Source organism: Luteimonas sp. A277 (genome assembly GCF_054052045.1).
In genome coordinates, this window is sequence record NZ_JBSVRG010000005.1 from 150,134 (window position 1) to 177,072 (window position 26,939).

Annotated in this window: 30 protein-coding genes; 5 read left to right on the plus strand and 25 right to left on the minus strand. The window is 66.4% G+C overall.

From position 1 onward, the window contains the following. Nucleotides 1-13: 13 nt before the first annotated feature. The 8 genes from ACW7G2_RS06745 to ACW7G2_RS06780 form a co-directional block, all read right to left on the minus strand. Entirely contained in the window at nt 14-619 is a 606-nt protein-coding gene (locus ACW7G2_RS06745) for a hypothetical protein (protein WP_456974010.1), read from the minus strand. A gap of 55 nt (nt 620-674) precedes the next feature. Continuing rightward, nucleotides 675-1,067: a host attachment family protein gene (locus ACW7G2_RS06750; RefSeq protein WP_456974012.1), complete on the minus strand. Its 393-nt coding sequence runs from the start codon at nt 1,065-1,067 to the stop codon at nt 675-677. A 41-nt stretch (nt 1,068-1,108) separates the two neighbouring features. Beyond that, a complete protein-coding gene (locus tag ACW7G2_RS06755) occupies nt 1,109-1,426 on the minus strand; it encodes a thioredoxin family protein (RefSeq protein ID WP_456974014.1) in 318 nt (105 codons plus the stop codon). A gap of 69 nt (nt 1,427-1,495) precedes the next feature. Further along, complete coding sequence (locus ACW7G2_RS06760; protein ID WP_456974016.1) at nt 1,496-1,948, minus strand: FKBP-type peptidyl-prolyl cis-trans isomerase; 453 nt, start codon at nt 1,946-1,948, stop codon at nt 1,496-1,498. A 28-nt stretch (nt 1,949-1,976) separates the two neighbouring features. Continuing rightward, nucleotides 1,977-3,164 (minus strand): NAD(P)/FAD-dependent oxidoreductase, encoded by a 1,188-nt coding sequence (locus ACW7G2_RS06765; RefSeq protein WP_456974018.1) that lies wholly within the window; start codon nt 3,162-3,164, stop codon nt 1,977-1,979. A gap of 9 nt (nt 3,165-3,173) precedes the next feature. Beyond that, nucleotides 3,174-4,745 (minus strand): N-acyl-D-amino-acid deacylase family protein, encoded by a 1,572-nt coding sequence (locus tag ACW7G2_RS06770; protein WP_456974020.1) that lies wholly within the window; start codon nt 4,743-4,745, stop codon nt 3,174-3,176. Between the two features lie 90 nt (nt 4,746-4,835). Beyond that, nucleotides 4,836-5,627 carry a lytic transglycosylase domain-containing protein gene (locus ACW7G2_RS06775; RefSeq protein ID WP_456974022.1) on the minus strand — a complete coding sequence of 264 codons (792 nt, stop codon included), beginning with the start codon at nt 5,625-5,627 and terminating at the stop codon, nt 4,836-4,838. A 92-nt stretch (nt 5,628-5,719) separates the two neighbouring features. Next, on the minus strand, nt 5,720-6,661 hold the full coding sequence (locus tag ACW7G2_RS06780) for a DUF808 domain-containing protein (protein ID WP_456974024.1): 942 nt from the start codon (nt 6,659-6,661) through the stop codon (nt 5,720-5,722). 228 nt (nt 6,662-6,889) lie between these two features. Between ACW7G2_RS06780 and ACW7G2_RS06785 the strand changes: the two genes are divergently transcribed. The 4 genes from ACW7G2_RS06785 to ACW7G2_RS06800 all read left to right on the plus strand — a co-directional run bounded on the left by ACW7G2_RS06785 (nt 6,890) and on the right by ACW7G2_RS06800 (nt 10,144). Beyond that, on the plus strand, nt 6,890-7,654 hold the full coding sequence (locus tag ACW7G2_RS06785) for a YggS family pyridoxal phosphate-dependent enzyme (RefSeq protein WP_456974026.1): 765 nt from the start codon (nt 6,890-6,892) through the stop codon (nt 7,652-7,654). Further along, nucleotides 7,651-8,514 carry a pyridoxal kinase gene (gene pdxY, locus ACW7G2_RS06790; RefSeq protein WP_456974028.1) on the plus strand — a complete coding sequence of 288 codons (864 nt, stop codon included), beginning with the start codon at nt 7,651-7,653 and terminating at the stop codon, nt 8,512-8,514. Before ACW7G2_RS06785 ends, pdxY begins: the two co-directional genes overlap by 4 nt. Before the next feature lie 101 nt (nt 8,515-8,615). After that, the gene (locus ACW7G2_RS06795; protein WP_456974030.1) at nt 8,616-8,861 is read left to right on the plus strand and encodes a DUF2249 domain-containing protein; all 246 of its coding nucleotides are present in this window, start codon (nt 8,616-8,618) and stop codon (nt 8,859-8,861) included. A 53-nt stretch (nt 8,862-8,914) separates the two neighbouring features. After that, nucleotides 8,915-10,144 (plus strand): hypothetical protein, encoded by a 1,230-nt coding sequence (locus ACW7G2_RS06800; protein ID WP_456974032.1) that lies wholly within the window; start codon nt 8,915-8,917, stop codon nt 10,142-10,144. A 13-nt stretch (nt 10,145-10,157) separates the two neighbouring features. On the opposite strand, the gene ACW7G2_RS06805 is transcribed toward ACW7G2_RS06800, so the two are convergent. The 6 genes from ACW7G2_RS06805 to ACW7G2_RS06830 all read right to left on the minus strand — a co-directional run bounded on the left by ACW7G2_RS06805 (nt 10,158) and on the right by ACW7G2_RS06830 (nt 13,514). Continuing rightward, nucleotides 10,158-10,727: a hypothetical protein gene (locus ACW7G2_RS06805; protein WP_456974034.1), complete on the minus strand. Its 570-nt coding sequence runs from the start codon at nt 10,725-10,727 to the stop codon at nt 10,158-10,160. 135 nt (nt 10,728-10,862) lie between these two features. Further along, nucleotides 10,863-11,180: a hypothetical protein gene (locus ACW7G2_RS06810; RefSeq protein WP_456974036.1), complete on the minus strand. Its 318-nt coding sequence runs from the start codon at nt 11,178-11,180 to the stop codon at nt 10,863-10,865. A gap of 104 nt (nt 11,181-11,284) precedes the next feature. Continuing rightward, entirely contained in the window at nt 11,285-11,827 is a 543-nt protein-coding gene (locus tag ACW7G2_RS06815) for a hypothetical protein (RefSeq protein WP_456974038.1), read from the minus strand. After that, on the minus strand, nt 11,817-12,320 hold the full coding sequence (locus tag ACW7G2_RS06820) for an RNA polymerase sigma factor (protein ID WP_456974040.1): 504 nt from the start codon (nt 12,318-12,320) through the stop codon (nt 11,817-11,819). Before ACW7G2_RS06820 ends, ACW7G2_RS06815 begins: the two co-directional genes overlap by 11 nt. 3 nt (nt 12,321-12,323) lie before the next feature. Beyond that, nucleotides 12,324-13,055, minus strand: a complete 732-nt coding sequence (locus ACW7G2_RS06825; protein ID WP_456974042.1) for a hypothetical protein — start codon at nt 13,053-13,055, stop codon at nt 12,324-12,326. A 90-nt stretch (nt 13,056-13,145) separates the two neighbouring features. Further along, nucleotides 13,146-13,514 (minus strand): hypothetical protein, encoded by a 369-nt coding sequence (locus ACW7G2_RS06830; RefSeq protein ID WP_456974044.1) that lies wholly within the window; start codon nt 13,512-13,514, stop codon nt 13,146-13,148. A gap of 213 nt (nt 13,515-13,727) precedes the next feature. Here ACW7G2_RS06830 and ACW7G2_RS06835 point away from each other — a divergent pair, with 213 nt between their 5' ends. Next, a complete protein-coding gene (locus ACW7G2_RS06835; protein WP_456974046.1) occupies nt 13,728-14,441 on the plus strand; it encodes a pseudouridine synthase in 714 nt (237 codons plus the stop codon). Nucleotides 14,442-14,460: 19 nt separating this feature from the next. Here the strand turns inward: ACW7G2_RS06835 and ACW7G2_RS06840 are convergent, their stop codons facing one another. The 11 genes from ACW7G2_RS06840 to ACW7G2_RS06890 all read right to left on the minus strand — a co-directional run bounded on the left by ACW7G2_RS06840 (nt 14,461) and on the right by ACW7G2_RS06890 (nt 26,748). Then, nucleotides 14,461-15,717, minus strand: a complete 1,257-nt coding sequence (locus tag ACW7G2_RS06840) for an MFS transporter (protein ID WP_456974048.1) — start codon at nt 15,715-15,717, stop codon at nt 14,461-14,463. A 59-nt stretch (nt 15,718-15,776) separates the two neighbouring features. Next, complete coding sequence (locus tag ACW7G2_RS06845; protein WP_456974050.1) at nt 15,777-16,814, minus strand: NAD(P)H-dependent flavin oxidoreductase; 1,038 nt, start codon at nt 16,812-16,814, stop codon at nt 15,777-15,779. A 667-nt stretch (nt 16,815-17,481) separates the two neighbouring features. Beyond that, complete coding sequence (locus tag ACW7G2_RS06850; RefSeq protein WP_456974052.1) at nt 17,482-18,396, minus strand: PD-(D/E)XK nuclease family protein; 915 nt, start codon at nt 18,394-18,396, stop codon at nt 17,482-17,484. A gap of 556 nt (nt 18,397-18,952) precedes the next feature. Continuing rightward, on the minus strand, nt 18,953-20,341 hold the full coding sequence (hslU, locus tag ACW7G2_RS06855) for an ATP-dependent protease ATPase subunit HslU (RefSeq protein ID WP_456974054.1): 1,389 nt from the start codon (nt 20,339-20,341) through the stop codon (nt 18,953-18,955). Next, nucleotides 20,341-20,892: an ATP-dependent protease subunit HslV gene (hslV, locus tag ACW7G2_RS06860; RefSeq protein ID WP_456974056.1), complete on the minus strand. Its 552-nt coding sequence runs from the start codon at nt 20,890-20,892 to the stop codon at nt 20,341-20,343. The genes hslU and hslV overlap by 1 nt, the downstream gene beginning before the upstream one ends. A 229-nt stretch (nt 20,893-21,121) precedes the next feature. After that, complete coding sequence (gene xerC, locus ACW7G2_RS06865; RefSeq protein ID WP_456974058.1) at nt 21,122-22,027, minus strand: tyrosine recombinase XerC; 906 nt, start codon at nt 22,025-22,027, stop codon at nt 21,122-21,124. A 182-nt stretch (nt 22,028-22,209) separates the two neighbouring features. Then, entirely contained in the window at nt 22,210-22,881 is a 672-nt protein-coding gene (locus tag ACW7G2_RS06870) for a DUF484 family protein (RefSeq protein WP_456974060.1), read from the minus strand. Next, nucleotides 22,878-23,705 (minus strand): diaminopimelate epimerase, encoded by an 828-nt coding sequence (dapF, locus tag ACW7G2_RS06875; RefSeq protein ID WP_456974062.1) that lies wholly within the window; start codon nt 23,703-23,705, stop codon nt 22,878-22,880. The genes ACW7G2_RS06870 and dapF overlap by 4 nt, the downstream gene beginning before the upstream one ends. A gap of 28 nt (nt 23,706-23,733) precedes the next feature. After that, a complete protein-coding gene (lptM, locus tag ACW7G2_RS06880; RefSeq protein ID WP_456974064.1) occupies nt 23,734-23,997 on the minus strand; it encodes an LPS translocon maturation chaperone LptM in 264 nt (87 codons plus the stop codon). A 46-nt stretch (nt 23,998-24,043) separates the two neighbouring features. After that, nucleotides 24,044-24,451: a YbaN family protein gene (locus tag ACW7G2_RS06885; protein ID WP_456974066.1), complete on the minus strand. Its 408-nt coding sequence runs from the start codon at nt 24,449-24,451 to the stop codon at nt 24,044-24,046. A gap of 98 nt (nt 24,452-24,549) precedes the next feature. After that, nucleotides 24,550-26,748 (minus strand): S9 family peptidase, encoded by a 2,199-nt coding sequence (locus ACW7G2_RS06890; RefSeq protein ID WP_456974068.1) that lies wholly within the window; start codon nt 26,746-26,748, stop codon nt 24,550-24,552. Between the last annotated feature and the right edge of the window lie 191 nt (nt 26,749-26,939).

Consider the following 26,939-nt stretch of genomic DNA (forward strand, 5'->3'; position numbering starts at 1 on the left):
CCCCCGGCGAAGGTCAGTCTTCCCAGCCCCAGGGAGCTTCAGGCGCAGGCACTGCCCGGGACAGATCAAAATCCACCTGGAACCCGCGCTCTGTACCCACCCGGTTGCCCGCATAGACAAAGCGTCCATCCGGGTGGATCTCCATCAGCCACACGCTGCGCTGACCGCTGCCGGGGATGACCTCGCGGGTCTGGTCATCGGCGGCGAACATCTGGGTATCGGCGCTGCCGGTGTTGGTGGTGATGCCGCCATACATGGTGACCGTATCCGGGCTGCCGTCAGCCTGGCGGTGATCGTGGCGCAGCTCGATTCCGTCAGCGCTGCGGCTCAGCACCCAGGTCCGCGAGCGGTCATCGTCGATCACCAGCGGGATCCGTACCCGGTTGCTGCTGCAGTCACGCACGTGGATGACCACATTGCGATCGCGGAAGGTGTCATCCCCTTCCGGCGCCCGTACCAGCTGCCCGGCGTAGGCCTTGCCGCACAGCGCTTGCAGCCGCTCCCACCACTGGTCCTGCGGATCGCCTGCGCTGGCGCTGCCGGCCACGGCCAGTGAAAGGGCCAGCGCCAACGGCGGCAGCGCGCGGTTCAACATCTTCCGGTCAACAACGGTCTGCATCCTCGACTCCCCGACAGGCATGACCCGGAAGTATCGCCGCATCCGGGCGCCGGGGTCAGGACAGGGCCCGGACGATGTCCGGAATCGGAGCGTTGGTCAGGTTTTTCGGAATCTCCGCAAGCAGCCGCTCGCTGGCCTGCTTGTGCAGGCTGGGGCGAATCTGCCCAAGGGTCTGGGGATCGGCGATCAGCACCGCGTGCTCGAATCCATTCTTCAGCACCAGCGCATTGAGATGGTTGGCCAGCTGCTTGGCGAAGGTGGCCTCGTCCATCTCTTCGCCACGGGTTTCGGTCGGCATGGAGCCCGCGGGGCCGTCGTCATCCAGGTTCTGCGGGGTGAGGCTGTCCACCTGGACAAGCTCGTGCTCAAACACGCCGCCCACGCTGCGCAACAGCCGCGCGCCTCCGCCGTCGGCGACGATGATCAGGGTGTCCTTGGGAATCCTCATTCGGGTGCGATCTCCTTCATCCAGATATCGACGGCTGCGGTTTACAGCCGTCCCAGTTCGTGTTCGATCTCGTTGGGCGCCGGACGGACCAGACGGGCGACGATCGCGCCATCGCGCAGCACCACCAGCGTGGGCCACAGCTTCACCTGGAACGAGCGCCCCAGAGGCCGTCCGCTGCCGTCTTCGATCTTCAGGTGCGCCAGCTCGTCGCGCCCGGCAAGGGCGCGCTCCAGTGCCGGCTGGGCGGCCTGGCAGTGTTCGCACCACGGCGCGCCGAATTCCAGCACGGTGATGCCGTCCAGCACGTCGACTTCGGATCGGCTGGGCTCTTCGGCGGCGTAGTCACGGGTGTAGGCCATGGAGTGATCCTGCCAGCGGCCAGGTGAAGCTGCAGCATACGGCCGGCCCTTGCCGGCCCCGGACCGGGGTTACTGGCCCTTGAGGACCTCGAGCAGCTCGACCTCGAACACCAGCGAAGCGTTCGGCGGGATCACAGCGCCGGCGCCGCGGCGGCCATAGGCCATCTCCGCCGGGATGCGCAACTCACGCTGGCCACCAACGCGCATGCCGGCCACGCCTTCGTCCCAGCCGCGGATCACGCGGCCGGCGCCCAGCGGAAACACGAACGGCTGGTCACGCTCGAGCGAACTGTCGAAGGGTTCGCCGCGGCGGTCAGCCTCGCGCTCGTCGTAGACCCAGCCGCTGTAGTGCACCGTCACCTCATCGCCGGCTTCGGCCACATCGCCCTGCCCCTCGCGGATCTCGATCTGCTCCATCTGCGCCACCGTGCCGCCGGGCGGCGGGCCGGGATCGGCGCAGCCGCTGACCAGGGCAGCGGCAAACAGGCTGGCGAGCAGGATCCGGACGGACGCGATGGACATGGCAGTCTCCATAACAGGGGACCGAAGATTACACCGCCTGCCCCGCCGCATGGCCCGATGCCCAGGCCCACTGGAAGTTGTAACCGCCGAGCCAGCCGGTCACATCCAGCACCTCGCCAACGAAATGCAGCCCCGGCACCCGCCTGGATTCCAGGGTGGAAGACGACACCTCGTCGGTATCCACCCCGCCCAGGGTCACCTCGGCGGTCCGGTAGCCCTCGGTGCCGCTGGCCACCAGCGGCCAGGCCGACAGCGTGGCGGCCATGTCTCCCAGCTGCGCCGGGGTGTAGCGGCGCATCGGCTGGCTGGTGAACCAGTGTTCGCACAGGCGCTGGGCAAAGCGGCGCGGCATCACCTCGCCCAGCAGGGTTTTCAGCTCCGCGTCCGGGCGTTTGGCCTGCCAGTGCTGCAGCAAATCAAGCGCATCGGTGCCCGGCAGCAGGTCCAGGCGCAGTTCATCGCCGGGCTGCCAGTACGAGGAGATCTGCAGGATCGAGGGCCCGCTGACCCCGCGGTGGGTCAGCAACATGGCGTTGCGAAAGCTCTGTCCGTTGCTGTGGGCCTCAACCGGCAGGGCCACCCCGGCCAGCTCGGCCAGCCGCTCCTGGTGGCGGCCGCTCAGGGTCAGCGGCACCAGCCCGGCGCGGGTGGGCAGCACCTCGTGGCCGAACTGCCTGGCCAGCTCATAGCCGAACCCGCTGGCGCCCATGCTGGGGATGGAAAGCCCGCCACTCGCCACCACCACCCGGTTGGCCACTGTGGTGCCCAGCCGGCTGCGGATATCGAAGCGGCCGTCGTCCTGCACGTTGACCGCGGTGATGTCGCAGCGGGTCTCGACGCGCACGCCCACGCGCTCGCACTCGTCCAGCAGCATCTTCACGATCAGCTTGGACGACTCGTCGCAGAACAGCTGGCCCAGCTCTTTCTCGTGCCAGGCAATGCCGTGCCGCTCCACCATCTCCAGGAAGTGCCACGGCGAATAGCGGGCCAGCGCCGACTTGCAGAAATGCGGGTTGGTGGAGATGAAGTTCTCGGGCCCGGTGCCGGTATTGGTGAAATTGCAGCGCCCGCCGCCGGACATCAGGATCTTCTTGCCGACCCGGTTGGAGCCTTCCAGCACCAGCACCCGCAGGCCGCGCGCAGCAGCGACCTGTGCGCACATCAGGCCGGCGGCACCGCCACCGATCACCGCCACGTCTATGTGCTCTTTTTGCATCGGCGCATTCTATCGGGCCGCGCGCGCATCCCCATGCCTCAGCATCCGGCCGGCGGCCGCAATACGCTCGCCGTCCTCGAATGCCGGAACGCCGTTCACCACCACCAGGTCGAAACCTTCGGCCTGCGCGGTCGGGTCCACGTAATCCGCCCGCGCCCGCACCCGCGCCGGGTCGAACAGCACCAGATCGGCCACTGCGCCCTCGCGCACCACGCCGCGGTCGGACAGGCGCAGGATCGATGCCGGCAGCCCGGTGCACTTGCGCACGGCCTCTTCCAGCGTCACCAGCCCATCGCGCACCGCGAACTCCTCGATCCACTTGGCGAACGTGCCCGCGCCGCGCGGATGGCTTCCGCCGGGAGAGCCGTCGCTGGCGATGGCCACGTAGGGATCCAGCATCAACCGTGCCTGCAGCGCCTCATCCATCACAAAGTGCGCCGCCCTGCCGCCGCGCGGACCGATCTCCAGCAGCACATCCGGAAACGGCTGGCCGGCGGCTTCGGCCACCTGCGCCAGCGTCCGGCCCGCATGGGGACCGCTGCCGAACAGCAGCGCTTCCGGTCCGCCACGACGGATCATGCGTGCTTCCAGCGCCGCGCGAAGTTCGTCGCGCCGGGAGGCCAGCACCTCGGTGTAATCGGTGGGCGGCATCGCCCATTCGGGAAACAGGATGCCAACGCCCGTATAGCTGGCCGTATACGGGTAGGCATCGGCGGTCAGTTCCACGCCCGCGCTGCGATATTCCTCCAGCGTCTGCAGCAGCCGCTCAGCGCGCTCGACCCCCTGCCCGTACACCACCTTCAGATGCGAAATATGGGTGCGGGCCGGTCGGCTGGCTTCGATGTGTTCGCGGATGGAATCCTCCACCCGGTCATCGTCTTCCGAGCGCATGTGACTCATGGCCACGCCGCCGTGGCGCGCCACCGCCTGGCCCAGCGCCGCGATCTCCTCCGGTTCGGCGTACATGCCGGGCACGTATTCCAGCCCGGTGGAGAGCCCGAACGAACCCGCGGCCATGTCTTCTTCCAGCAGCGCCACAAGCTGCGCAAGTTGCGCCGCGGAGGGCACGCGGGTGTCATCGCCAATGCCCGCCTGGCGCCGCAGGGTGCCGTGTCCGGAACAGGTGGCCACGTTGATGTCGGGGCCGGCCGCTTCAACCTCCGCCATCCAGTCCGGCAGCCGGCGCCTGCCATCGCTGCCGGCGCCCGGGCTGCCGCCATCCTGGCCCAGCACCACCGTGGTCACGCCCATGGCGAGGAAGGGCTGGTAGGAGCGCTGCAGCGGATCGCCGTGGGTGTGCAGATCGATGAAGCCCGGCGCCAGCACCCGGCCGCCGCCGGCGATCACGCGCGCGCCGCGGGACTCGCTGCGGCCCACACGACCGATCTGCACGAACCGGCCATCCTTCACCAGCACATCGGCGTGGCGGGCCGGTTCACCGGTGCCGTCGATCACCCGCACATCGCGCAGCAGCAGCGGCGCGGCGTCCTGCGCCCGCACGCGCCAAGGCACCAGCCCTGCTGCGGCGCCCGCCGCCATTGCCGCCAGTACTTCGCGCCTGGACCAGCCGCCATCAACCATGGTGATCACTCCCCAAACCCGGACAACGCCCGAGTATGCGCGGGAAGCCGGGAACCCTCCAACAGCCGGTGCCCGCAGCACCCGCGGCCATCACTGGGCCACGCGCAATGGCCCCTTCCCCATTGCGTCGCGGTAACGCAGGCGCAGCGCCTGCACCTTGCCCAGGTAATCCTGCGTTTCCCGGTAGGGCGGCACGCCCCCGTATCGGGCCACGGTACCGATCCCGGCGTTGTACGCGGCCAGTGCCAGCACCTCATTGCCGTCATATCGGCGCACCAGGTCGCGCAGGTAACGCGCCCCGGCGCGGATCGACTGCCCGGCGGAAAACGGATCATCCACTCCGTAGTCAGCGATCACACCGGGCATCAACTGCATCACGCCCGCCGCGCCCTTGTCCGACACCGCATCGGCGCTGAATCCACTCTCCGCGTGGGCAACGGCGCGCAACCAGGACTCGTCCAGCCCGGTTGCCTCCGCCGCCCGGCGGAACTCCTCTGCAAACGTGCGCAGCTGCGGAGGCCCCAATCTTCCCAGGCCGGCGTGCGCAGTCTCGCCCGGCGGGGTCTGCACGGTGAAGCGCAGATAGGGCCGGGCCCCGGGCAGCTGGCGCGTGGTGTAGATAAGCACCCCGTCCTGCTCCAGCTCATACAGGGTGCCGCTGACCTCGCCCATCGCGCCCCACAGGTTGGGCGTCTGCACCGGATCGTCCTCGATCACCAGCGCCTCGCACTGCGAACCGGGTTCCGGCGCCGTGGCCATGCTGACCGTGCCATCACGCACGCAGCGCCACACCGTGCGTGCATCGGCGGGCGCGCTCCAGGCCAGCAGCAAGATGGACAATGCTGCGCCCACCGCCACGCGCCGGACGGCGGAAACAAGCATGGATAAGGGCGCAGAGATGAGCATGATCTTTCGAGCCTAGGCCCGTCCCGCGGGCACGCCGGTGAACGTCGACGCGGCGCGAAAGCAGCCGTTCAGCCGGCAGGCGTCACGTCCGGCGAAGGACCCTCCGGATCCTTGCCGCCCCGGCGCAGCCGCCCGAACAACTCCACCACTGCCAGCACCACGGCGCCCACCACGATGCCGACCACGCCGTTGCCCAACATGCTGACCAGCGCGCCCGCAGCGCCATCGGGTGAGAGCTGGTCCAGCAGCGCCTGCAATGCGCCAATGCCGTGCACGAAGATGCCGCCGCCGACCAGGAACATGGCCGCCGTGCCCACCACGGTCAGCGTCTTCATCAGCCAGGGGGCGGCGGTCACGATCCAACGCCCGAATCCCGCCAACGCCCCCTCCCGGCGGCACAGCCACAGGCCGAAATCGTCCAGCTTCACGATGCCCGCCACCAACCCGTACACGCCCACCGTCATGCCCAGCGCAATCGCCACCAGGGTCATGGCCTGCTGCGAGAACGGCGCGCCGCCCACTACGCCCAGCGACAGCACGATGATCTCCGCCGAAAGGATGAAGTCGGTGCGGATCGCGGCGCGGATCTTGTCCTTCTCCGCCGCCACCCGGTCCACCGCCTGGTTGGCGTTATGTTCCGCATGCTGTTGCCTGCGCTCCTGCACCTGCTTGGGATGCAGGAACCGGTGCGCCAGCTTCTCCGCACCCTCGTAACAGAGGAAGGCGCCGCCCGCCATCATCAGCGGCGTGATCGCCCACGGCAGCCACACGCTGATCGCCAGCGCCGCTGGCACCAGGATCGCCTTATTGAGGAATGAGCCGCGGGCCACCGCCCATACCACCGGCAGTTCGCGGTCGGCCTGCACCCCGGTCACCTGCTGGGCGTTGAGGGCCAGGTCATCGCCCAGCACCCCGGCGGTTTTCTTGGCCGCGGCCTTGGTGAGAATGGAGACGTCGTCGAGGATCGAAGCAATATCGTCGAGCAGGGTGAGCAGGCTGGCACCGGCCATGGCGTCCCATCCTTCGCGGAAAACAAGAGTGTGCCGGAACCCATGTCAACGCCTACACACACCCCGCGTAGGAGCGCGCCATGCGCGCGAAACCGCGTGACACATGGCATTGCCGCGAGGCGTCGGTAACCGCGTCGTGGCCGGAGCTACCCCGCATCGCCGGGATTCACGCGGCTTCGCGCGCATGGCGCGCTCCTACCCCAAAGGGTGGGGGCGTAAACTTGGGGAATGACCAATAACGATCCCGCTGCCAATCTCGGGGCCAATCTCGACGCGATCCGTGCCCGCATCGCCGCCGCCTGCCAGCGCGCCGGCCGCGATCCTTCCGAAGTCCGCCTGCTGCCGGTCAGCAAGACCGTGGATGAAACCCGCCTACGCGACATCCACGCGCTGGGCATCCATGAGCTGGGCGAAAACAAGGTGCAGGAAGCCCAGGACAAATGGGAAGCCATGGAAGACCTGGCCGACCTGCGCTGGGTGCTGATCGGCCACCTGCAGACCAACAAGGCCAAGCACGCGGCGCGCTTCATCAGCGAGTTCCAGGCCCTGCACAGCACCCGCCTGGCCGAAACGCTGGACCGCCGCCTGCAGATGGAAGGCCGTGCCATCGACGTGCTGGTGCAGGTGAACACCTCGGGCGAGGAATCCAAGTTCGGCCTGCCGCCCGAGGAAGTGGAAGCTTTCGTGCGCACCTTGCCGGCCTACTCCTCGCTGCGCGTGCGCGGGCTGATGACCCTGGCCCTGTTTTCACCGGATGAATCCCTGGTGCGCCCCTGCTTCGTGCGCTTGCGCGAGCTGCGTGACCGCCTGCGCCAGAGCGCGCCCGACGGCATCGTCATGGACGAGCTGTCCATGGGCATGTCCGGCGATTTCGAAATGGCCATCGAGGAAGGCGCCACCACCGTGCGCGTGGGCACCGCGATCTTCGGCACGCGCCCCACCGCCGACAGCGACTACTGGCCCGGCTTCGCCGGCAGGAAGGCGGGCGAGTGAGCCGCCCGCCAACTCCGCCGCCCCCCGTGGGCGAGCGCATCATCGATGTGGTCTCGGTGCAGTCGCAGGTGGCCTACGGCAACGTGGGCAACAACATCGCCGTGCCCGTGCTGCAGGCGCTGGGCCTGCACGTGGCGCCGGTGCCCACGGTGGTGTTCGGCAACACCCCGCACTACCCCACCATGCATGGCGCCCCGCTGCCGCTGGACTGGTTCCAGGGCCTGCTTGATGACCTGGAAGCGCGCCAGGCCGCCACCCGCGCCCGCCGCGTGCTGGTCGGCTATCTCGGCTCTCCCGAACAGGGCATGGCCCTGGCCGCCTGGGTGCAGCGCATGCAGCGCATCAATCCCACGCTGCGGCTGCAGATCGATCCGGTGATCGGCGACCACGACTACGGCGTCTATACCGATCCGGCCCTGCTGCCGGTGTGGCGCGACCACCTGCTGCCGCTGGCCGAGGGCCTGTGCCCCAACCATTTCGAACTCGGCAAGCTGACCGGCCGCAGCCTGCGCACCCTGGATGAGTGCCTGGACGCGGCCGAAGCCCTGCTCAACGACACCACCCGCTGGGTGGTGGTGACCAGCGCCGCGCCCGAGCTGTGCCCGCCGGACCGGATCCAGGTGGCCATCGTGGGTGACGGCGTGCGCGAGGTGCTGGAGCACCCGCAGGTGCCGCATCCGGTGAAGGGCGTGGGCGACATGTTCGCCGCGATGGTGGCCGGGCGGATCGACAGCGGTGTGCCGCTGCTTGATGCCGTTGACCGCACCTGCGGCGATGTGGTCGACGTGCTGCGACATGTGCAGGCGCAGGGCTGGCAGGAACTCGCCCTGCCGCGGCATATCGCCCGCCGCCTGGAATAGCCCGTGCCTTCACGCTGCGGCACGCGCGCTTGATGCACATCATGGAGCCGCCGACGCTGAACCGGCATTGTGTCCCCATCGGACAACTATCGGATCCCTGCATGCCCATCCAACTGGACCTGCGACACCTGCCGGCGCCTGAGCCCATGGAGCGCCTCCTCAACGCGGTCGACGCGCTCACTCCGGGTGATTCCATCGAGGCCCTGACCCCGTTCTGGCCCACTCCGCTGCTGCCCATCCTCGAGATGCAGGGCTGCGCATGGCGCCGTGAACCCAGCCCGGACAGCCACGCCCGCATCCTCATTTTCCTGCGCGAAGACGCGGAGCGCTTCCCCGCCGTGGCATGAGCGGCCTGGATTTCGCCCAGGCGCCCCCGCCGCAAAGGCCCCTGCGCTGGTTGTTGAGCGTTCCCGTCTGGGGAATGGTGGCCGGCGCATTCCTCCTCGCTTATGGCGAGACCGCCCTGGCCAGCCGCTGGTCGCCGCACACCGTGGCGCTGGTGCACCTGTTCACCCTGGGCGTGCTGGGCAACGCCATGCTCGGCAGCCTGCTGCAGTTCCTGCCCGTGGCCGCCGGCACGCCCATGCCGCTGGGGCGCTCGGCCGCCTGGCTGCATGTCGCGTTCAACCTCGGATTGGCGATGTTTGCCGTCTCCATGGTGCAGATGCATCGCATCGGCCTGGGCGTGTCCAGCGTGCTGCTGGCCGTGCCGATCCTGGTGTTCGCCGCGGCTGCCCTGCCCGGGCTGCTGAAGCGCGGCGCCCAGCAGGTGCTGCGCTCCGGCCTGGCGATGGCGGTACTGGCGCTGGCCGTAACCGCGGTGGCCGGTGCCGTACTGGTCGCCATTCTCCGCGGTGACGCCCCGTTGCCGCTGGAATCGATCACCGATGCCCACGCCACCATCGGCCTGCTCGGCGCGGTGCTGGGCCTGATGGCAGCCGTGGGCAGCGTCACCCTGCCCATGTTCCAGGGCACCGAAAAAATCCCGGACCGGTGGCTCGGAGGCTGGATCGCACTGACCGTGGTGTCGCTGACCATCGGCGCCACCCTGCGGATCTACACCGGCCTGCAGCAGCCGCTGGTGGTCTCCGCCCTGCTGCCCGCGCTGCTGTTCGTGGGCACCTCGCTGTGGCTGCCGCTGCGCCGGCTGTACCGCCGCAACCCCGCGCTGGTATGGGCGTGGCGACTGGGCACGCTGGCCGTCGGCGCCGCCTGCGCCATCACCCTGGCCGGCACCACCGCGCCGCTGTCGTCGGAGGGAGTGTTCCTCGCCGGCACGCTTGCCATCGCCATCGGCCTGCCGATGATGCTCACCGGCATGATGCTGGAAATCATCGGCTTCCTCGCCTGGATCAACCTGCGCCGCGACTGCCCCCGCGGCATGCGCGTGCCCGGCGTTGGCACCCTGGTGCCGGACAGGGACAAGTGGATCGTGCTGGGGATGCACCTGCTGACAGCCGCGGTGCTGATCGGTGCCGTGCTGGAGCCTGCCCTGCTCGCCCGCCCGGCCGGGCTGATGCTGGTGCTGTCGTGGGCGGCCGTGCTGGCGGTTCAGCTGCGTGGGATGGGCAGGGCGCGGACATTCCGGCGGGAGAACTTCCCGGCCGGAAACGAAGCTTCCAGCCCCTGATCACGCCGACTTCCTATTCGCGTTCACCACAGCCGATCCTTTTCATCGACGCCAGGATCGCATCCGCACTTTCAGGACTATCTGTCAACGCGAACTTCAGCTCCCCGCACATCCTGTTCTTGCTCATACGCTGCATGGTCCCCCCAAGCGACCGATCCACGAACACAAAACGTGCGCGAGGCTCGGGAGCCGAGGGCAGTGAGGGGCCAGGCGCGTAGATCCTCCGGCTGGAATAAACCAGTTCGCCACCTGGTAGCGAAAGGTCAAGCGTTTGGGTGCCATTCCCCGACTCTGCCTCCACCGCTTCAAGTGGCTTGTCAAACATTGGAGCCGCCTTTTCGGCTTCCCTCGCACTGCGGTTCGACTGCTTCGGGACGGCCACCTCCGTGGAAGGGGGCAACGCATCCGGTGCCTCTTCGATCCAGACCAACTGGATGACGTCATGTGCCGGAGCCACGTGGGGGCCAGGCGACCGCAAACTGGCATTGAGAAAGCACAGCAACACCAAGTTGAACGACACGGACACCAAGGCTGCCGCGCCGCGGTCAACCCGCTGCAACCCTTCACCTCCAAGACGTTCCATCGTCATATGTTCCATTCGTTGTCCGGGACGAAGTTCTCCGCGGGCGGGCACATAGAGCTGCAACTCTGCGCCGTGAGCATACTGGCGACCAGTCACTTCCATTGGCCTTGGCGGCGGTGCTGGACGGACCGATCATTACCCGGCTTGGGCACCCCCATCAGGGACGGTGACGGTGTCCGCCGCATGCGGCGAATCAGGCGCCATGCCGCCCCCGGCAGTGAGGCCGGCAAGCGCAAGGCCGCCCAGGACCAGGACGAACCCGATCGCGATCGCCACGGCGGGTCGTTTGACCGGACGCGCCAGGCGTCCGAGAAGGTTGCCGACCGGCGGCAGCACCACCAGGGCGCCGGCAAACATGGGAATGGAAGGGATCGTATCCCCGGCCGAGAAGGCACCCCAGGCGATGAATCCAAGCATCAGGGCCAGCACCCAGCGCACCAGTGTGATCAGCATCTTGAAGCAGCTCCCGATTCGACTTCAGGCGGGACTTTAACCAAATTTTCCAGCGGACGAAAAAGCCCGCCTGGTGGCGGGCTTTTGGGCCGGGGTGCAGCACGTCATCCCATGAGCCGGTCTCGCTCCGCCCGCAGGCTCGCCATCTTGCGGACCAGTCGCCAGGTCCGGAATACCACGTACGGAACGTAACCCGCGGCGGCAATCAGGAATCCGGAGCCCAGGTGCTGGTGATGGATGGCCGGAAGCGTCAGGAACACCAGCGGGATCAGCAGCACACCGCCGGCGAGGCCGAACCAAAGCGTCGCCACCACGAATTTCGCGCGGCGCACCTCCGCATCAATCATTCCCACAAGCCCGCCAGCGGGGAGGCCGAACAGGCGATAGCGCTGGCGTATCAGCAGGTATCCCACCTGCCACGCCACCACCACGGTGCAGGCGACCACCAGCCATGACCGCAACTCGGACTGCCGGCTCCACGCCCATGCCGACAGCACCAGCACCGCCAGTACGCCGAGAAATTCGCCCACCAGGCCGATCCGATTCCGCCACCGGTATCGCCGCATGCGCGACCGCAATACACCGGGATCAGGCGCGTCAGTCGCGCTCCACTGAGCAACAAGATCACCCCAGTCGTCATTTCTCATTTCGGTCTCCAAGCATGCCCCGCAATTTCTGCCTTGCCCGACTCAGGCGCTGGTCCACAGTGTTGTCGGCCACGCCCAGGATTACAGCGATCTCGCGGTTGCCAAAACCTTCCAGCACAAGCAGTACGCATTCCCTTTGCCCGCCGGGTAATCGGCGTACCGCCTCCAGCAGCCGGTCGCGCTCCTGCAGCCCATCGGCGTACTGCTCGGGGCGCAGCGCAGTGGATTCCAGATGCTCGTCCAGGCTGGCGGAGTCGGTGCGGTTGGCCCGGCGCCTCACGTGGTCGAGCGCGGTGAACTGTGCGATACGGGCAACGAAAGCTTTCAGCGGACCATCGCCGCGGTACGCCGGCAACGCCTTCCACAGGGCGACCGACATGTCCTGCACCAGGTCGTCGCGGGCAGCACTGGTCCGCGTGTACCCCGCTGCGATGCGGAACAGCATCGAACCGTGGTCGCGCAGAACAACATCGATGTCAGACGGCGACTTCACCCTTCAGGCGTCCAGCACCGGAGCGAAAACGTCCCGATACGCCGCATACCCGATGCATAGGCCTGCGGGCAGAAGCACCAGCAGCAGCAAGGGCATCCAGACCAGCCCGGCCAGCATCATCGCCATGACCAGCGAGTGGAGCACCATTGGCTGCCAGCAGCGCTTGAGAAGCCGGGCGTTCTCCTTGATCGCCGGCCACAGCCGCATTCCATCCAGGACCATCCGTGGACCGACGAAAAACAGGAACAGCATCAGACCCATTCCCGAAGCAAGGATGCAGGCCATCTGTGCCCGGGAGAACGTAATACCGGCAACATCCCCCATCACCAGCGCAATTGCCTGCGTCTGGTTGCCGATCAGGGCGGCCACCGACGCCTGCAGGCCGAACACTGCAAGGCTCGCCAGCGCCAAACCCGCAACCTGGCGCCAACGCAGCGCTGTCTGCCAGCCGGTGATCCGGGGCGAGAACCGGTGATGGCGCACCTTGTGGTCAAGCATGACCAGCACCCAAGCGGAGACAGCTGGCGTGAGGAGCTTGGAGAGCACCATGCCCGCCGCCGGAGTCAACTGGACAAGCGCTTCGAACAGCACGGGCAGCAGCGCCAACACCAGAAGCCGCAACGGCGCTACGCGATATATCCGCCAGCCCTGCTTCCACCACGCTCCAACCCGGGTCCATCGCAGCACTGCCTGGTCATAGCCAAATACGTCACCCCGCGTGCCTGTCAGTTCCATGTCCATCCCCGTCACAGCCCAAGTTATGGAATACAGACGAGCGGGCCAGGGAGAACCTGACAGACGTTACAGCGGCAAGGGGCTGCCCTCTCACCCAGCCGCCCACAAAGCCAGGCCGCCGACGAAGAACAGCACGACCCACGACAGGTGGCGCCCGCGGGTCATCACCAGCGGCAGCATTCCCGACAGCAGCATCGTCCAGCCCAGCACGGTCAGCAGCTGGCTACGCCCCAGGTCACCCGACGCGGCCTGCCAGAGCAGCACCGCCATGCCCCACCACGCCACCGTGGTGATGTGCCAGGCAAAGCGCAGCGTGCGGATGGTGAACGCGGTACCGCCGAACAGCCTGGGCAGGTGGTCGCGGCGAAACAGGCGGATGAGAATGTAGCGCTCGCCCAGCAGCGAGTGGGCCAGGCCGAGGAGGAAGAGCAGCACTGATCCAACATGCAGAGTCGTCATGGCCCGTCTACTCGTAGTGCGTCCACATTCTCAGGACTTTAACGGTGTGCTCGGCCTGGAGCACTTGATAGACCAGACGATGCTGGATGTTGATTCGCCGGGAGTAGGCGACGGCCAGCCGTTCCGGTGTGGTCGCATGCCCGCGCCCCATGACCCCGCGCGCGCGATCTGCCAGACTTCTCGCCCTTCAAGATTTCCGGTAACGCCCGCAGCATGCGCCTGAACAAGTACATCAGCAACACCGGCGCCTGCTCGCGCCGCGAGGCCGACCGCCTCATCGGCGAAGGCCGGGTCACGGTCAATGGCCAGCGCGGGCGCGTGGGCTCGGAAGTGGGCGAAGACGACATCGTCGCAATCGACGGCCAGACGCTGCAGACGCGAACCGTCGCGCCCGGCAAGCGCCGCCACGTCTACATCGCGCTCCACAAGCCGGTGGGCATCACCTCCACCACCGAGTCGTCGGTGAAGGGCAACATCATCGACTTCATCGATCACCAGGAACGGATCTTCCCGATCGGCCGGCTCGACAAGGATTCCGAAGGCCTGATCCTGCTCACCAGCAACGGCGACATCGTCAACGCCATCCTGCGCGCCGAGAACAAGCTGGAGAAGGAGTACCTGGTGAGCGTGAACAACGCGGTCACCCAGGAAGCCCTGCGCGGCATGGCCCGCGGGGTGCCCGTCCACGGCAAGATGACCTTGCCGTGCCGGACCAGCCCGCTGGGCAAATACGGCTTCCGGATCGTCCTGGTCCAGGGCCTCAACCGCCAGGTCCGCCTGATGGCGGCGCACTTCAAACTGCGGGTCAAGCAGCTGGTGCGGGTGCGGATAGGACCGGTCAAGCTGGCCCATCTCAAGCCCGGCCAATGGCGCAACCTCACCGAAGCCGAGCTGCGTGCGCTGCTGCCGGGCCAGACGGAATTCTGATGCGCGATCAACCCTGCCGTCAGGTTTCACAGGCCGCAGCGGCGGTCGGCACCGTTGCCGCCGTGCGCGCGGTCACCCGCGCCGTCCTGCTGGCCCAGGCGTAGATCATCAGTCCAACCACGGCGGTGGCGGCACCGACATAGCCGGTCGAGGTCCAGCCGTAACCGGCGGTGATCGCCATGCCGCCCAGCCATGGCCCCAGCGCGTTGGCCATGTTGAACGCCGCATGGTGCGAGGCCGCGGCCAGGGTCTGCGCCTCGCCCGCCACGTCCATCAGATGCGACTGCAGGATCGGCCCCAGCGCGCCCAGCAAGCCAATGGCGACAGTTGCCAGCAGGATCGTGGGCAGGCTGCCGGCCATCACCGGAAATAGCAGCAGCGCCACCACGGCCCACGCCAGCACCACCCAGACGCTGCGCAGCCCGTAGCGGTCGAACAGCCATCCGCCGGCGAAATTGCCGATCACCCCGCCCAGGCCAAACCCGGCCAGGCCCAGCGGAATCCACCCCGCCGACACCCCGGTCACTTCCAGCATGGTGGGCGCCAGGTAGCTGAAGACCGCGAACATGCCGGCGAAACCGATCGCTCCGATGCCCAGCGCCTGCCACACCGGCGTGCGGTTGAACGCGCGCAGCTCGGCCAGCGGATTCGCCTTCGGACCGTTGGCCTGCACCGGCAGCCACACCGCCAGGAGCACCGCGGTGACAACCGAGATCACCGCCACCGCCACGTAGATCCAGCGCCAGTCGACCACCTGGGCTGCCCACGTCGCCAGCGGATTGCCGGCCAGGATCGCCAGGGTCAAACCCAGCATCACCAGGCTGACCGCGCGCCCACGTTGGTGCGCCGGGCTGATCGCCACCGCCGTCAGCGCCGCCACGCCGAAGTAGGCGCCGTGCGGCAAGCCGGCGATGAAGCGGAACAGCAGCAGGCTGCCGTAGGTCGGCCCCAGCGCGCTGGCCAGGTTGCCCAGCGCGTAAAAACCAATCAGCGACAGCAGCAGGGTCTTGCGCTTCCAGCCCGCGCCCAGGATGGCCAGCACCGGCGCACCAACCACCACGCCCAGCGCGTAGGCGCTGATCAGGTGCCCCACCTGCGGCTCGGTCACGCCCAGCGAGGCGACCATATTGGGCATCAGCCCCATGCCGGCGAACTCGCCGGTACCGATGGCAAAGCCGCCCAGCGTCAGCGCGAACAGGATCAGACCGACCTGGCGTGGGCTCAGTGCGGGGGCAGTCTGGGGTGGGGTGAAATCAGGAGAGGGAGCTTTAGGCATCACCCATTTTGCTGCATTGCAGCAGAGAGATTCCAGCTACGGGCGTAACGATGCGTTTGCTACAAGCCAGCGGCCAATTCACGGGTGAGTTGCGCGGCTGGTATCTCCTTGCATCCACTCGCATTCTGACCAGACCATAGACGTAAGAAATCACCGGAGCCTCGACTCTCGGCCTTGGCGCGCAAGGGAGCAATGGCGGCGGTAGCCAAAGGAAAATCGGGTGTAGTAGTACTGATGGGACCAAGCTCATTCATGACGCGGTTCACGATGGCACGCGCGGGTCGACCGGAGAAAAGGTTGGTGACCGCCGTGTGGCGGGCGCGCTCGCTTTTCAGTGCGGCGCGGTGCACCGCGCTGGTGGTCGCTTCAGGACAGAGCAGATAGGCCGTCCCGACCTGCACGCCAGCGGCACCAAGCGCCAGGGCGGCCGCAACGCCTTTCGCACCCGCGATGCCACCGGCAGCAACGACCGGGAGCTTCACCGCGTGCACGATTTGCGGCACCAGTACGAACGTTCCGGCCTGGGTAGTCAGGTCGTCTGACAAGAACATGCCGCGGTGTCCGCCCGCCTCAAGACCTTGCGCAATGATGGCATCGACTCCCTGTGTCTCGAGCCAACGCGCCTCTTCAACAGTCGTTGCCGAACACAGCACCTTCGCGCCCCAACCGCGCACCCGCGCCAGCAATTCGGCCGAAGGCAAACCAAAATGGAAGCTGACCACGGCGGGCTTGAATTCTTCCAGCACGTCCGCGGCCTCCATATTGAAAGGCGCGGCCCCCGGTCCGGTGGGAATGGTGTCTACGTCAATTCCATATTCTTCGTAATAAGGCGAAAGCGCAGCTCGCCACCCCGCCTCACGCTCGGCACCGGGTACGGGCGGCGTATGGCAGAAGAAATTCACGTTGAAAGGCTTGTCTGTTTTGAGCTTGATCCCCGCCAGCTCATCGCGCATGGAATCAAAACTGAGCATGGCACAGGGCAGTGATCCCAGCCCGCCAGCGTTCGACACGGCCACTGCCAGTGCACTTCCTTGCACGCCCGCCATAGGTGCCTGAATGATCGGCAGCTCTATACCCAGGAGTTGTTGAAGGGACATTGTTGGAACTCCGGTTTCTGAACCTAGATCTATTGTTTCCTGCTCGCGGCACCTACGGAGTTGCTGGAGCAACCGCTGGGATCACGCTGGTGATGCGCTGCCAATTAATGTCGTTCCAATGAACCACTGCACCAGTGCCTAGTGGACAGAACTGGATCGCACCATCGGCCCGGTCCCATACGCTACAGTTTTTATCTTTTCTTGGCCTCCCATAAAGGCGAGTGAGATCTCGAAGAATCAGATCACGCCGTACACCATCGTCCCTAGCGACATTAAAATAAAAGGCCAGTTGGTTTATTTTTCCTTCACCGATACTCACCCATAACGTTCCTGGGTGGTCTAGGTACACAATTGTTCGGTCAGCGCAGGAAGACTCACATTCCATTTGGGGAAACATGCGGCGCATGGCCCAGTAGTCTTGGCCCATATGTGCTCCGGCGACGGTGAACTCGGAGCGTGATTCCTTCGGCGAGCCCGATCTAGCGCTCGCTGTTTGGGCTATGGATGCAGCCAGCAGACCAACCATTAGAATGAGTAGGTGGTTCATCGAGGCTCCCTAAGGTCTAACACCTAAGTTAAGCCGAGACGCGTAGCGGAGCCAACCACATGGCAAGCTTTACCTGCCATGTGGTTGGTGGAACGAAGCGGCTTCGGCTTGAACGCATGGTTAGATTTTATTGCCCAAGCTCTTGGCCAGAGACAGCAGCTCCTGTGCAGCGCGTAGGGCTGCGATCACCTTTGACTGTTGAGCCTGGAACGACACAAAACGGTCAACCTTAGGAACCACAACGCGGATAGCGGCCGACTTGCCCGCGGTCACCACCTGCAACTTGGGATCTCGGACCAGCCGCTTTATCTCATCAACCCTTCCAGCGGCGTTCCTCATTTGGAGATCAACGTACCCATGTGCCATCTTGTGAACGATGTTGAATCGGCTATCTAACTCTCTCGGTCGAAAGTCTGGCCAATCGGAGTTGACTGGCTTATTTCCCGGTCGAGGCATCTCAAGTGATGGGAAGCTTTCACTTGCCAATCGCCAGTAAGACAGCCAGAACTCCGTCACATCATCATGGGGGAGTGGGCTGTAACCCCTGCGATTCTGCTCAATTGCAGAATTTAACATGCCTGCGCGAAAATCTGACCTTTCATTGCTCTGAGCTAAGAGCCAGTCTCGAATTTCCTCGTAACTAATTCTTGCGTCGTAACTTTTAGATTCCGCATTGCTTTGCAAATATCGTGCGGGCGCAATAATGCAACATATGTAACTACTCCAGCTGCCCGCAGTAAGCCCCATCTCTCCGCGCTTCTGATAACGAGCGCTTTGATCAGGTTGAGCAGGGGCGTCAATCTTATTCTCGATCAGAATTGCATACCCGGAACTAAACTTCAAAATCAGATCGGACTCACCAAACTGGGCGTGCGTGACAGAGTGCCAAGCACCCGCGGAAGAAATTGATGGAGCCAAGTGGCCGACCCTTTCCAATAACCAGGCAGAGAACTTTGGTGAAACATTGATCTCTTCCAGAAGGAGCAGGTCAATATCCCTCTCCGCCACATACGAAACCTTACTGACGTTGATCACGGAATCTAACACCTAATTCGAGGACAAAATGGGCTGTAAGACAAGGTTATAAACCTGCCTTTGCACACTTTACATCCCATGAAACCCCCTTGGATTCAACTACATAGGGCCTGTGCCGGCACCTAAGCCCGCGTCCCGACCTCCCCGCCGGTTGCGCCCTTTCGACGCTACCACCGCCCTCCCACCCCCGGCAACTGCATGACTAGCCCACGTGACTGGCGCGGGGACATTCGGGTTTGCGGGGAGTCGGGGGCGTAGCCCCGACCTACCGGAGCGCCGACAATGAAGTAGCGGTGAGCCGCGTCCTGGCGCCGGGGTGTCGCGTCAAGCAATACATGGATGTATTGCGCGCGCGTCAGGGCAGGATGCCCTGCCGCGCGAAAAGCGACACCGCGGCGGCAGGGCGCGGCGTTCGGCCGAAGCCCGGCGCTGGGTGTCCGGGTTTGCGGCGCGTCGGAGGCGTAGCCCCGACCTACGTCAGGCGCGGGCTTCCCGGCGAAGAACGAAAAAAAGGCCCGCCAGATGGCGGGCCCTGTGTTTCCACGGTACGGGCGGATCAAAGGATGTAGCGACTCAAATCCGGATCCTCAACCAGCTCACCCAAGTGCTCATCCACATACGCACGGTCGATGGTCACGCTGCCGGTCTTGTCAGGCGCCTCATAGCTCAGCGTGTCGAGCAGCCGCTCAAGCACGGTATGCAGCCGCCTTGCGCCGATGTTTTCCTGCCGCTCGTTCACCTGGGCGGCAATTTCGGCCAGGCGCTCAATGGCGTCCTCGCCGAATTCCAGCTCCACCCCTTCCGTCTTCAACAGCTCCACGTACTGGGTGGTAAGCGCCGCCTTTGGCTCGGTGAGGATGCGCACGAAGTCATCCTTGGTCAGGGCGGCCAGTTCAACGCGAATGGGGAAGCGGCCCTGGAGCTCAGGGATCAGGTCGCTGGGCTTGGCCATGTGGAACGCGCCCGAGGCGATGAACAGGATGTGGTCGGTCTTGACCGAGCCGTACTTGGTGCTGACGGTGGAGCCTTCCACCAGCGGCAGCAGGTCGCGCTGCACGCCCTCGCGGCTGACATCGGCACCACTGGTGCCGCCTTCACTGCGGCGGGCGACCTTGTCGATCTCATCCAGGAACACGATCCCGTGCTGCTCGGTGGCCTCGATGGCGGCCTCGCGCACTTCGTCCTCGTTGACCAGCTTGCCGGCCTCTTCCTCGATCAGCAGCGGACGCGCGGCGCGGATGGTCATCTTGCGCTTCTGGGTCTTGGCGCCGCCGAGGTTGGAGAACATCTGCCGCAGCTGCTGGCCCATTTCCTCCATGCCGGGCGGGGTCATGATGTCCACGCCGCCGCTCATGCTGAGGTCGAGTTCGATTTCGCGGTCATCCAGTTCGCCAGCGCGCAGGCGCTGGCGCAGCTTGCGGCGGGTTTCCGATTCCTGGCTGGAGGGCTCGGCGCCGATATCCACGGTGGCGCTCTGCTGCGAAGGGCCGAAGCCGAAGCCCGGGGCCGGGGTTTCGCGGCGCGGCAGCAGGGCGTCGAGGATGCGGTCTTCGGCGTTTTCCTCCGCCCGGGTGCGCATGCGCAGCTTGGCCTGCTGGCGGAACATCTTGACCGCGGTGTCGGCCAGGTCGCGGATGATCTGCTCCACGTCCTTGCCCACGTAGCCGACCTCGGTAAACCGGGTGGCTTCCACCTTCACGAACGGCGCGTTGGCCAGGGTGGCCAGGCGCCGGGCGATCTCGGTCTTGCCCACGCCGGTGGGGCCGATCATGAGGATGTTCTTGGGCATGACCTCGTTGCGCAGGTCTTCGGCCAGCTGCATGCGGCGCCAGCGGTTGCGGAGCGCGATGGCTACGGCGCGCTTGGCGTCGTTCTGGCCAATGATGTGGCGGTCCAGCTCCTGCACGATCTCGCGCGGGGTCATTGTGGACGAGTTGTCAGCCATCAGAGTTCCTCCACCACGACGTTGCCATTGGTGTAGATGCACACCTCGCCGGCGATCTTGATCGCCTCCACGGCAATGGTTCTGGGGTCCAGGTCGGTATGGGCGGCCAGCGCGCGGGCGGCCGAGAGTGCGTAGGGGCCGCCGGAGCCGATGGCCACCACGCCGTCATCGGGTTCGATCACATCGCCGGTGCCGCTGATGATCAGCGAGGTCTCCTTGTCGGCTACGGCCAGCAGGGCCTCGAGTTTTCCAAAGCGGCGCTCGGTGCGCCAGTCCTTCGCAAACTCCACCGCTGCGCGCAGCAGCTGGCCGTGCTTTTCGAGCTTGGATTCGAACAGTTCGAACAGGGTGAAGGCGTCGGCGGCGGCGCCGGCGAAACCGGCCAGCACCTGGCCGTTGCTGCCGAGGCGGCGCACCTTGCGTGCGTGGGCCTTCATCACGGTGTTGCCAAGGGTCACCTGGCCGTCGCCGGCGATGGCAACTTTGTCGCCACGGCGCACCGACACGATGGTGGTGGCGTGGAAGACGTGGGGGTTCTGTCTGGGGTCCATGCGGCCTCCGGAGGTTGAACCCCCTGTCTGGGGGTCGCGCCCGGCCGATACAAGGGTGCGGCCTACTGACCGTTTACGCTGGACCACCTGAAATCTGCTGCTGTAGGAGCGCGCCATGCGCGCGAAGCCGCGTGACGACAATCCACGCCGTGGGGCGTCGGACGGAGCGTACTGGCCGAAGCTGTTCGGCGAAACACGATTCACGCGGTTTCGCGCGCGTGGCGCGCTCCTACTTGGGGTCGGGTTTGCGGCGAGCGCGGGGATGGGCGGCGTCGTAGACGCGGGCCAGGTGGCCGAAATCCAGGTGGGTGTAGATCTGGGTGGTGGCGATGTCGGAGTGGCCCAGCAGCTCCTGCACGCCGCGCAGGTCGCCGGACGATTCCAGCACGTGGCTGGCGAACGAATGCCGCAGCAGGTGCGGGTGGACACGCTTGAACAATCCCTGGCGCTGGGCCAGCAGGCGCATGCGGGCCTGTACGCTGCGCGGGCTGATGGGGCCACCGCCGCGGCCGGGGAACACCGGCGAATCATTGATGCCGCCGCTTTCCGCGCGCCATTCCTCCAGCGCGCGCCGTGCGTGCGAGCCGACCGGCACCATGCGCTGGCGGTTGCCCTTGCCGAGCACCGTGACCAGGCCGTCATCCAGCTGCAGGTCGCGCCAGCGCAGCTGACACAGCTCGCTCACCCGCAGGCCGGATGAGTACAGCAGCTCCAGCATGGCCCGGTCGCGCAGGCCCAGCGGAACGTCGGTGGGCACTTCCACCAGCGCCTTTGCCTCGTCGGGATCCAGCACCTGTGGCAGCTTGCGGCTGGCCTTGGGCGCGCGGATGCCGGCGGTGGGGTCGGCAGTGATCCGGCCGTTGCGCAGCAGCCAGCTGTACCAGCCCCGACAGGCCGAGAGCCTGCGCTGCAGGCTGGCCGGCGACAGGCCGCGACGGTGCTCGGCGGCGATGAAGGCGCGGATGTCGGCTCCATCCAGCAATTCCACCGCCCCGCCCTGCTTTGCCGCCCACGTGCACAGGGCAGTCAGGTCGCGGCGGTAGGCATCCAGCGTGTGCGGGGACGCACGGCGCTCGAACTGCAGGTGGTCGAGGAACGGCTGCGCCGGCGCGATCGGGTCGGCGGGCGCTGTCACAGGCCGAAGCGCCAACCGGTCGCCTGTAGGAGCGCGCCATGCGCGCGAAGCCGCGTGACAGCAGGCATCGCGGCGGGGCTACGGCAGGCAGTGTCCTGGCCGAAGCCACCCTGCACCCCACGATTCACGCGGTTTCGCGCGCATGGCGCGCTCCTACGGTGGGGGTGGCGGCGGCTCGGGGTTCAGTCATCGAAGCGTTGCAGGGCGGCGGTAAAGGCGTCGCCCATCATGCGCAGGAACAGGGTGCCCATGCCGGGGTAGAAGCGGTTGGGGTCGTGGCTGCCGATCGCCACCATGCCCACGCCCTCCAGCGGCAGGAGCGCACTGGAATTGACCTCTTCCACCCGCTCGCCGTACAGCACGGTCTGCTTGCCCGGGTGCAGTCGCCCGCACAGCGGCTCGCCGTCCTTCAGGCAGTCAGTGAACGGCTGCAGCAGACGATCATCGCGGGTGATCACCTGCAGCCACTCGGCGCTCTCCAGTCCGGGCAGCGGCTGGAACAGCACGATCCGCACCAGATCCCCGGCGAAATCCTCCGCCAGCGAGGCGGCCATGGCACGCACGGTGCCGGCGGCGTTGGCCTGGCGCATCAGCGACAGGGTCAGCTGGTGGGTGCGCACGGCCAGGCGCTCGTTCTCCTGCGAGATCGCGAACAGGTCCTGCAGGCGGCGCGACAGCTCGCGGTTCTTGTCGCGCAGCACTTCCAGTTGGTAGCTGGCCAGCGAGGCCGCCGGGCCATCGTCGCGCGGCACCACCAGGCTCAGGGCCAAATCGGGGAACTGCTGCAGGAACCTCGGGTGGCGGCGCAACCAGGCAGCCACTTCGTGGGCGCCGATTTTTTCGAGGTCGGTCATGCGGTCCACTCTCCTTCAAAAACAAATGCGGCCGGTCCGGCCATCGTGATCGGTTCGCCGTGGCCGGGCCAGGCAATCTGCAGGGTACCCCCTGGAAGCTGCACTGCTACCCGGCGTCCCACCCGTCCGCGCCGCATCAGCACCGCCGCGGCGGCACAGGCACCGCTGCCGCACGCCAGGGTTTCGCCCACGCCGCGCTCGTACACACGAAGGCGCACCGTGACCGCATCCACCACCTGGGCGAAGCCGACGTTCACCGAGTCGGGAAAGCACGCTGACTGCTGCAGTGCAGACCCAAGCCGGGCGACCGGGACGGTGTCCACGTCGCTGACTTCAATCACCGCGTGTGGATTGCCCATTGAGACCGCGCCGAATTCCACCGTGGTGCCGTCCAGCTGCACGCGATAGGCATCCTCGGCGCTATCAAACCCGGCCAGCGGAACTGCGGCCGGCTCAAAATCGGGAACGCCCATGACCACCTGCAGCTGGCCGTCGGGCAGCACGGTCACTTCGTGCAGGCCTGCGGGGCTGTCCATCAAGAAGGTTGGTGGCTGGGCAGCACCGTCGCGCAGCAGCCAGGCCGCCACGCAGCGCGCGCCGTTGCCGCACTGTCCGGCGGGCAGGCCGTCCGCATTCCAGATGCGGTAGGCGGCGACGGCGCCGGGCGAACGCGCCGGCTCGATGGTCAGGATCTGGTCGCAGCCGACGCCGGTATGGCGGTGGGCCAAGGCGCGGCACAGCTGCGGCGAAGGCGGCGGGCTGCCGTCACGCAGGTCCAGCACGACAAAGTCGTTGCCGGCGCCATGCATCTTGGTGAAGCGCATGCCCGCAGGGCCGCGGCGGCCTGTGGCCTCAGTCGTCACCGGTCGGCACGGGCAGCGGCAGTTCCGGTTCGCCGTCGTCCAGGTCGGTCTCGTCCACAGGATCGGTCTGGTCTGCTGGATCGGAATCGTCCAGCGGCGCGAAGTCGTCTTGCAGGTCCTCGTCACCGAAATCGTCGATCATTTCATCGTCGTCGGGCGGCGGTGGCATGAACAGGTCGTGCTTGTTGCCGCAGCCGGCGAGGGCCAGCGCGGCCAGGAGCAACAGGAGTGCGGACAGGCGTGTCGGTTTCATGCCGGCAGTGTAGCGGCAGGGAAGCCGGCGCGGAATCCAGCGGCCTTCATTTCCGCCCTGCCCCATGGGTCGGCACTGACGCCGGCGGCTCCGGCCGCCGCCACAGCCACGCTGCCACGATGGCCATCACCCCGGTGCCGGCCATTGCGGCCCAGAACATGGGGGAAACGAGGAACAGCACCACTGCGCACAGCACCATCGAGCCGATGGCCAGCACTTTGGAGCGGCGGGTGACGGCGCCATGTTCCTGCCAGTTGTGGATCATCGGCCCGAACGTGCGGTGCGCCAGCAGCCAGGCGTGCAGCTTCGGCGATCCGCGCATCGCCGCCCAGGCGGCGGCGAGAATGAACGGCACCGTCGGCAGCCCTGGCAGCACCACGCCCAGCATGCCGAGGCCGAGCATGGCGTAGGCCAGCAGCAACCAGGCCCAGCGGAAGCGGACGGGCGAGTTCATTGGAGGCAATGATATCTGGCCGGGGCCTCGCGGCACGCCGGAATTCACGCGGTTTCGCGCGCGTGGCGCGCTCCTACGAGGGAGCGCGCCACGCGGGGTCAGTTGACGCCGAGCTCGTCGAGCAGGAAGGCGTACATTTCCGACAGTTCCTCGTAGCGACGGAAGCGGCCGGATTTTCCGCCGTGGCCGGCGTCCATGTTGGTGCGAAACACGATCGGGTAGTCGCTGGTGTTCAGCACCCGCAGCCTGGCGACGTACTTGGCCGGCTCCCAGTACTGCACCTGCGAATCCCACAGGCCGGTGCCGACGAACATGGCCGGGTAGGCCTTTTCTTCCAGGTTGTCGTAGGGCGAGTAGCTGAGCATGTAGCGATAGGCCTCGGGCTGCTCCGGGTTGCCCCACTCGTCGTACTCGTTGGTGGTCAGCGGGATGCCGCGGTCGAGCATCGTGGTCACCACATCGACGAACGGCACCTGCGACAGGATCACCCGGTACTTGTCCGGGGCAATGTTGGCCACCGCGCCCACCAGCAGGCCGCCGGCGCTGCCGCCGTAGGCCGCCACGCGGTCAGGGGCCGCATAGCCCTGGGCCACCAGGTGGTCAGTGACGTCGATGAAGTCGGTGAAGGTGTTGATTTTGTTGAACAGCTTGCCCTGGTCGTACCACTTGCGGCCCATTTCCTGGCCGCCGCGGATATGGGCGATGGCGTACACCACGCCGCGGTCGAGCAGGCTGACCACCGGCAGGTTGAAGCCCGGATCCATCGACATGCCATAGCTGCCGTAGCCGTACTGCAGCAGCGGCGCGGTGCCGTCACGCTCGAAGCCGTTGCGGTACACCAGCGACACCGGCACCTTCGTACCGTCGCGCGCCGTCGCCCACAGGCGCTCGGTGGTGTACTGCTCCGGGTCGTAGCCGATCACCGGCTGCTGCTTGAGCTGGCGGCGCTCGCCGGTCACCACGTTCAGTTCAAAGGTGGTCGCCGGGGTGGTGAGCGAGGTGTAGCCGTAGCGCAGCCATTCGGTGTCCGGCTCGGAGTTGGTGCTCAGGCCCATGGAGTACGCCGGCTCATCGGCGCTCACGTAATCCTCGCTGCCGTCGGCACGGATCACGCGCACGCGCTCGAGCCCTTCAGAGCGCTCGCCGATGGCGGTGAAGCCGTCAAACAGCTCCACGTCTTCGATGAACACCTCTTCGCTGTGGGCCAGCCAGTCCTGCCACTGCTGGCGCGAGGTGGCATTGCTGGGCGCGGTCATCACGCGGTAGTTGGGCGCGTTCCAGTTGGTGCGGATCACCCAGCGGCCGTCGTGGTGGTCGGCGTCGTATTCAACGTCGCGCTCGCGCTCGGCCAGCACGGTGAAGCTGGCCGGGTCTGCCGCCGGGGCGCAGCGCATTTCCGAGGCCACGGTGCTCTGCACGTAGATGCAGATGTAGGCGTCGTCGCGAGTGCGGCCGATGCCCATGTAGAAGCTGTCGTCCTTCTCTTCGTAGACCAGCACGTCCTCGGAGGCCGGCGTGCCCAGCACGTGCCTCTTCACCCGCACGGTGAGCAGGGTCTCGGGATCGTTCTCGACGTAGAACAGGGTGCGGTTGTCGTCGGCCCAGACCAGGCCGGCGGACACGCCGCGGATCTCGTCCTCGAAGATCTCGCCGGTCTCCAGGTCCTTGAAGCGGATCACGTACTGGCGGCGGCCCACGTCGTCCTCGGCCCAGGCCAGGATGCGGTTGTCGGGGCTGGTTTCGTAATTGGCGACGGAGAAGTAATCCTTGCCCTCCGCCATGGTGTTCACGTCCAGCAGCACCTGTTCGGCGGCGAAATCGCCGGCATCGTTGGCCTGCTGGATGGAGAGCGCGTCCACGCCGTCGGCGTCCGCACGGCGTGCGTACACCGGGTAGTCCTTGCCGGTCTCGAAGCGCGAGTAGTACCAGTAACCACGCTCGCGGAACGGCACCGAGCTGTCGTCCTGGCGGATCCGGCCGACGATCTCCTCGTACAGCTTGCCCTGCAGCGGCTTGCTGGAGGCCATCACCGAATCGGCATAGGCGTTTTCGGCATTGAGGTAAGCCAGCATGTCCACGTCTTCGCGGGTGTCGTCGCGCAGCCAGTAGTACTCGTCATTACGCACCGCGCCGTGGGGCGAGGTGACCTGGTGCGAGCGCAGCTCGGCGATCGGCGGCTCCGGCACGGTGGCGGGCGCGGCGGCGGAAGCGTTGGAAGCCCCCGCTGCGTCATTGGCGGAAGGGGTGCAGGCGGTAGTCATCAGCAAAGCCAGGGCAAAGGACAGGGGAAGCTTCATGGATGGGGGTTTTCCGTCAAATAACAACGTTGCGGTTGCGGGACAGGTCGTTTTACTGCAGGCCGTTTTGCTGCGTGACGATTGCGGCTGTAGGAGCGCGCCATGCGCGCGAAGCCGCGTGACGTATGGCGTTTGGCGGGGCTTCGGACGGGACGCGGTGTCCGAAGCCGTTCCGCACAACATGATTCACG

What these genes read in the sequence shown, in the direction of transcription:
- ACW7G2_RS06810 (WP_456974036.1), bottom strand. Translation starts at nt 11,180, where the DNA reads ATGCTGATCACACTGGTGCGCTGGGTGCTGGCCCTGATGCTTGGATTC.
- ACW7G2_RS06745 (WP_456974010.1), bottom strand. Translation starts at nt 619, where the DNA reads ATGCAGACCGTTGTTGACCGGAAGATGTTGAACCGCGCGCTGCCGCCG.
- ACW7G2_RS06765 (WP_456974018.1), bottom strand. Translation starts at nt 3,164, where the DNA reads ATGCAAAAAGAGCACATAGACGTGGCGGTGATCGGTGGCGGTGCCGCC.
- ACW7G2_RS06780 (WP_456974024.1), bottom strand. Translation starts at nt 6,661, where the DNA reads ATGGCCGGTGCCAGCCTGCTCACCCTGCTCGACGATATTGCTTCGATC.
- ACW7G2_RS06840 (WP_456974048.1), bottom strand. Translation starts at nt 15,717, where the DNA reads ATGCCTAAAGCTCCCTCTCCTGATTTCACCCCACCCCAGACTGCCCCC.
- ACW7G2_RS06870 (WP_456974060.1), bottom strand. Translation starts at nt 22,881, where the DNA reads ATGACCGACCTCGAAAAAATCGGCGCCCACGAAGTGGCTGCCTGGTTG.
- ACW7G2_RS06750 (WP_456974012.1), bottom strand. Translation starts at nt 1,067, where the DNA reads ATGAGGATTCCCAAGGACACCCTGATCATCGTCGCCGACGGCGGAGGC.
- ACW7G2_RS06825 (WP_456974042.1), bottom strand. Translation starts at nt 13,055, where the DNA reads ATGGAACTGACAGGCACGCGGGGTGACGTATTTGGCTATGACCAGGCA.
- ACW7G2_RS06815 (WP_456974038.1), bottom strand. Translation starts at nt 11,827, where the DNA reads ATGAGAAATGACGACTGGGGTGATCTTGTTGCTCAGTGGAGCGCGACT.
- ACW7G2_RS06755 (WP_456974014.1), bottom strand. Translation starts at nt 1,426, where the DNA reads ATGGCCTACACCCGTGACTACGCCGCCGAAGAGCCCAGCCGATCCGAA.
- ACW7G2_RS06885 (WP_456974066.1), bottom strand. Translation starts at nt 24,451, where the DNA reads ATGAACTCGCCCGTCCGCTTCCGCTGGGCCTGGTTGCTGCTGGCCTAC.
- dapF (WP_456974062.1), bottom strand. Translation starts at nt 23,705, where the DNA reads ATGCGCTTCACCAAGATGCATGGCGCCGGCAACGACTTTGTCGTGCTG.
- hslU (WP_456974054.1), bottom strand. Translation starts at nt 20,341, where the DNA reads ATGGCTGACAACTCGTCCACAATGACCCCGCGCGAGATCGTGCAGGAG.
- ACW7G2_RS06830 (WP_456974044.1), bottom strand. Translation starts at nt 13,514, where the DNA reads ATGACGACTCTGCATGTTGGATCAGTGCTGCTCTTCCTCCTCGGCCTG.
- ACW7G2_RS06835 (WP_456974046.1), top strand. Translation starts at nt 13,728, where the DNA reads ATGCGCCTGAACAAGTACATCAGCAACACCGGCGCCTGCTCGCGCCGC.
- ACW7G2_RS06845 (WP_456974050.1), bottom strand. Translation starts at nt 16,814, where the DNA reads ATGTCCCTTCAACAACTCCTGGGTATAGAGCTGCCGATCATTCAGGCA.
- ACW7G2_RS06770 (WP_456974020.1), bottom strand. Translation starts at nt 4,745, where the DNA reads ATGGTTGATGGCGGCTGGTCCAGGCGCGAAGTACTGGCGGCAATGGCG.
- ACW7G2_RS06785 (WP_456974026.1), top strand. Translation starts at nt 6,890, where the DNA reads ATGACCAATAACGATCCCGCTGCCAATCTCGGGGCCAATCTCGACGCG.
- ACW7G2_RS06760 (WP_456974016.1), bottom strand. Translation starts at nt 1,948, where the DNA reads ATGTCCATCGCGTCCGTCCGGATCCTGCTCGCCAGCCTGTTTGCCGCT.
- hslV (WP_456974056.1), bottom strand. Translation starts at nt 20,892, where the DNA reads ATGGACCCCAGACAGAACCCCCACGTCTTCCACGCCACCACCATCGTG.
- ACW7G2_RS06805 (WP_456974034.1), bottom strand. Translation starts at nt 10,727, where the DNA reads ATGGAACGTCTTGGAGGTGAAGGGTTGCAGCGGGTTGACCGCGGCGCG.
- ACW7G2_RS06775 (WP_456974022.1), bottom strand. Translation starts at nt 5,627, where the DNA reads ATGCTTGTTTCCGCCGTCCGGCGCGTGGCGGTGGGCGCAGCATTGTCC.
- lptM (WP_456974064.1), bottom strand. Translation starts at nt 23,997, where the DNA reads ATGAAACCGACACGCCTGTCCGCACTCCTGTTGCTCCTGGCCGCGCTG.
- ACW7G2_RS06890 (WP_456974068.1), bottom strand. Translation starts at nt 26,748, where the DNA reads ATGAAGCTTCCCCTGTCCTTTGCCCTGGCTTTGCTGATGACTACCGCC.
- ACW7G2_RS06795 (WP_456974030.1), top strand. Translation starts at nt 8,616, where the DNA reads ATGCCCATCCAACTGGACCTGCGACACCTGCCGGCGCCTGAGCCCATG.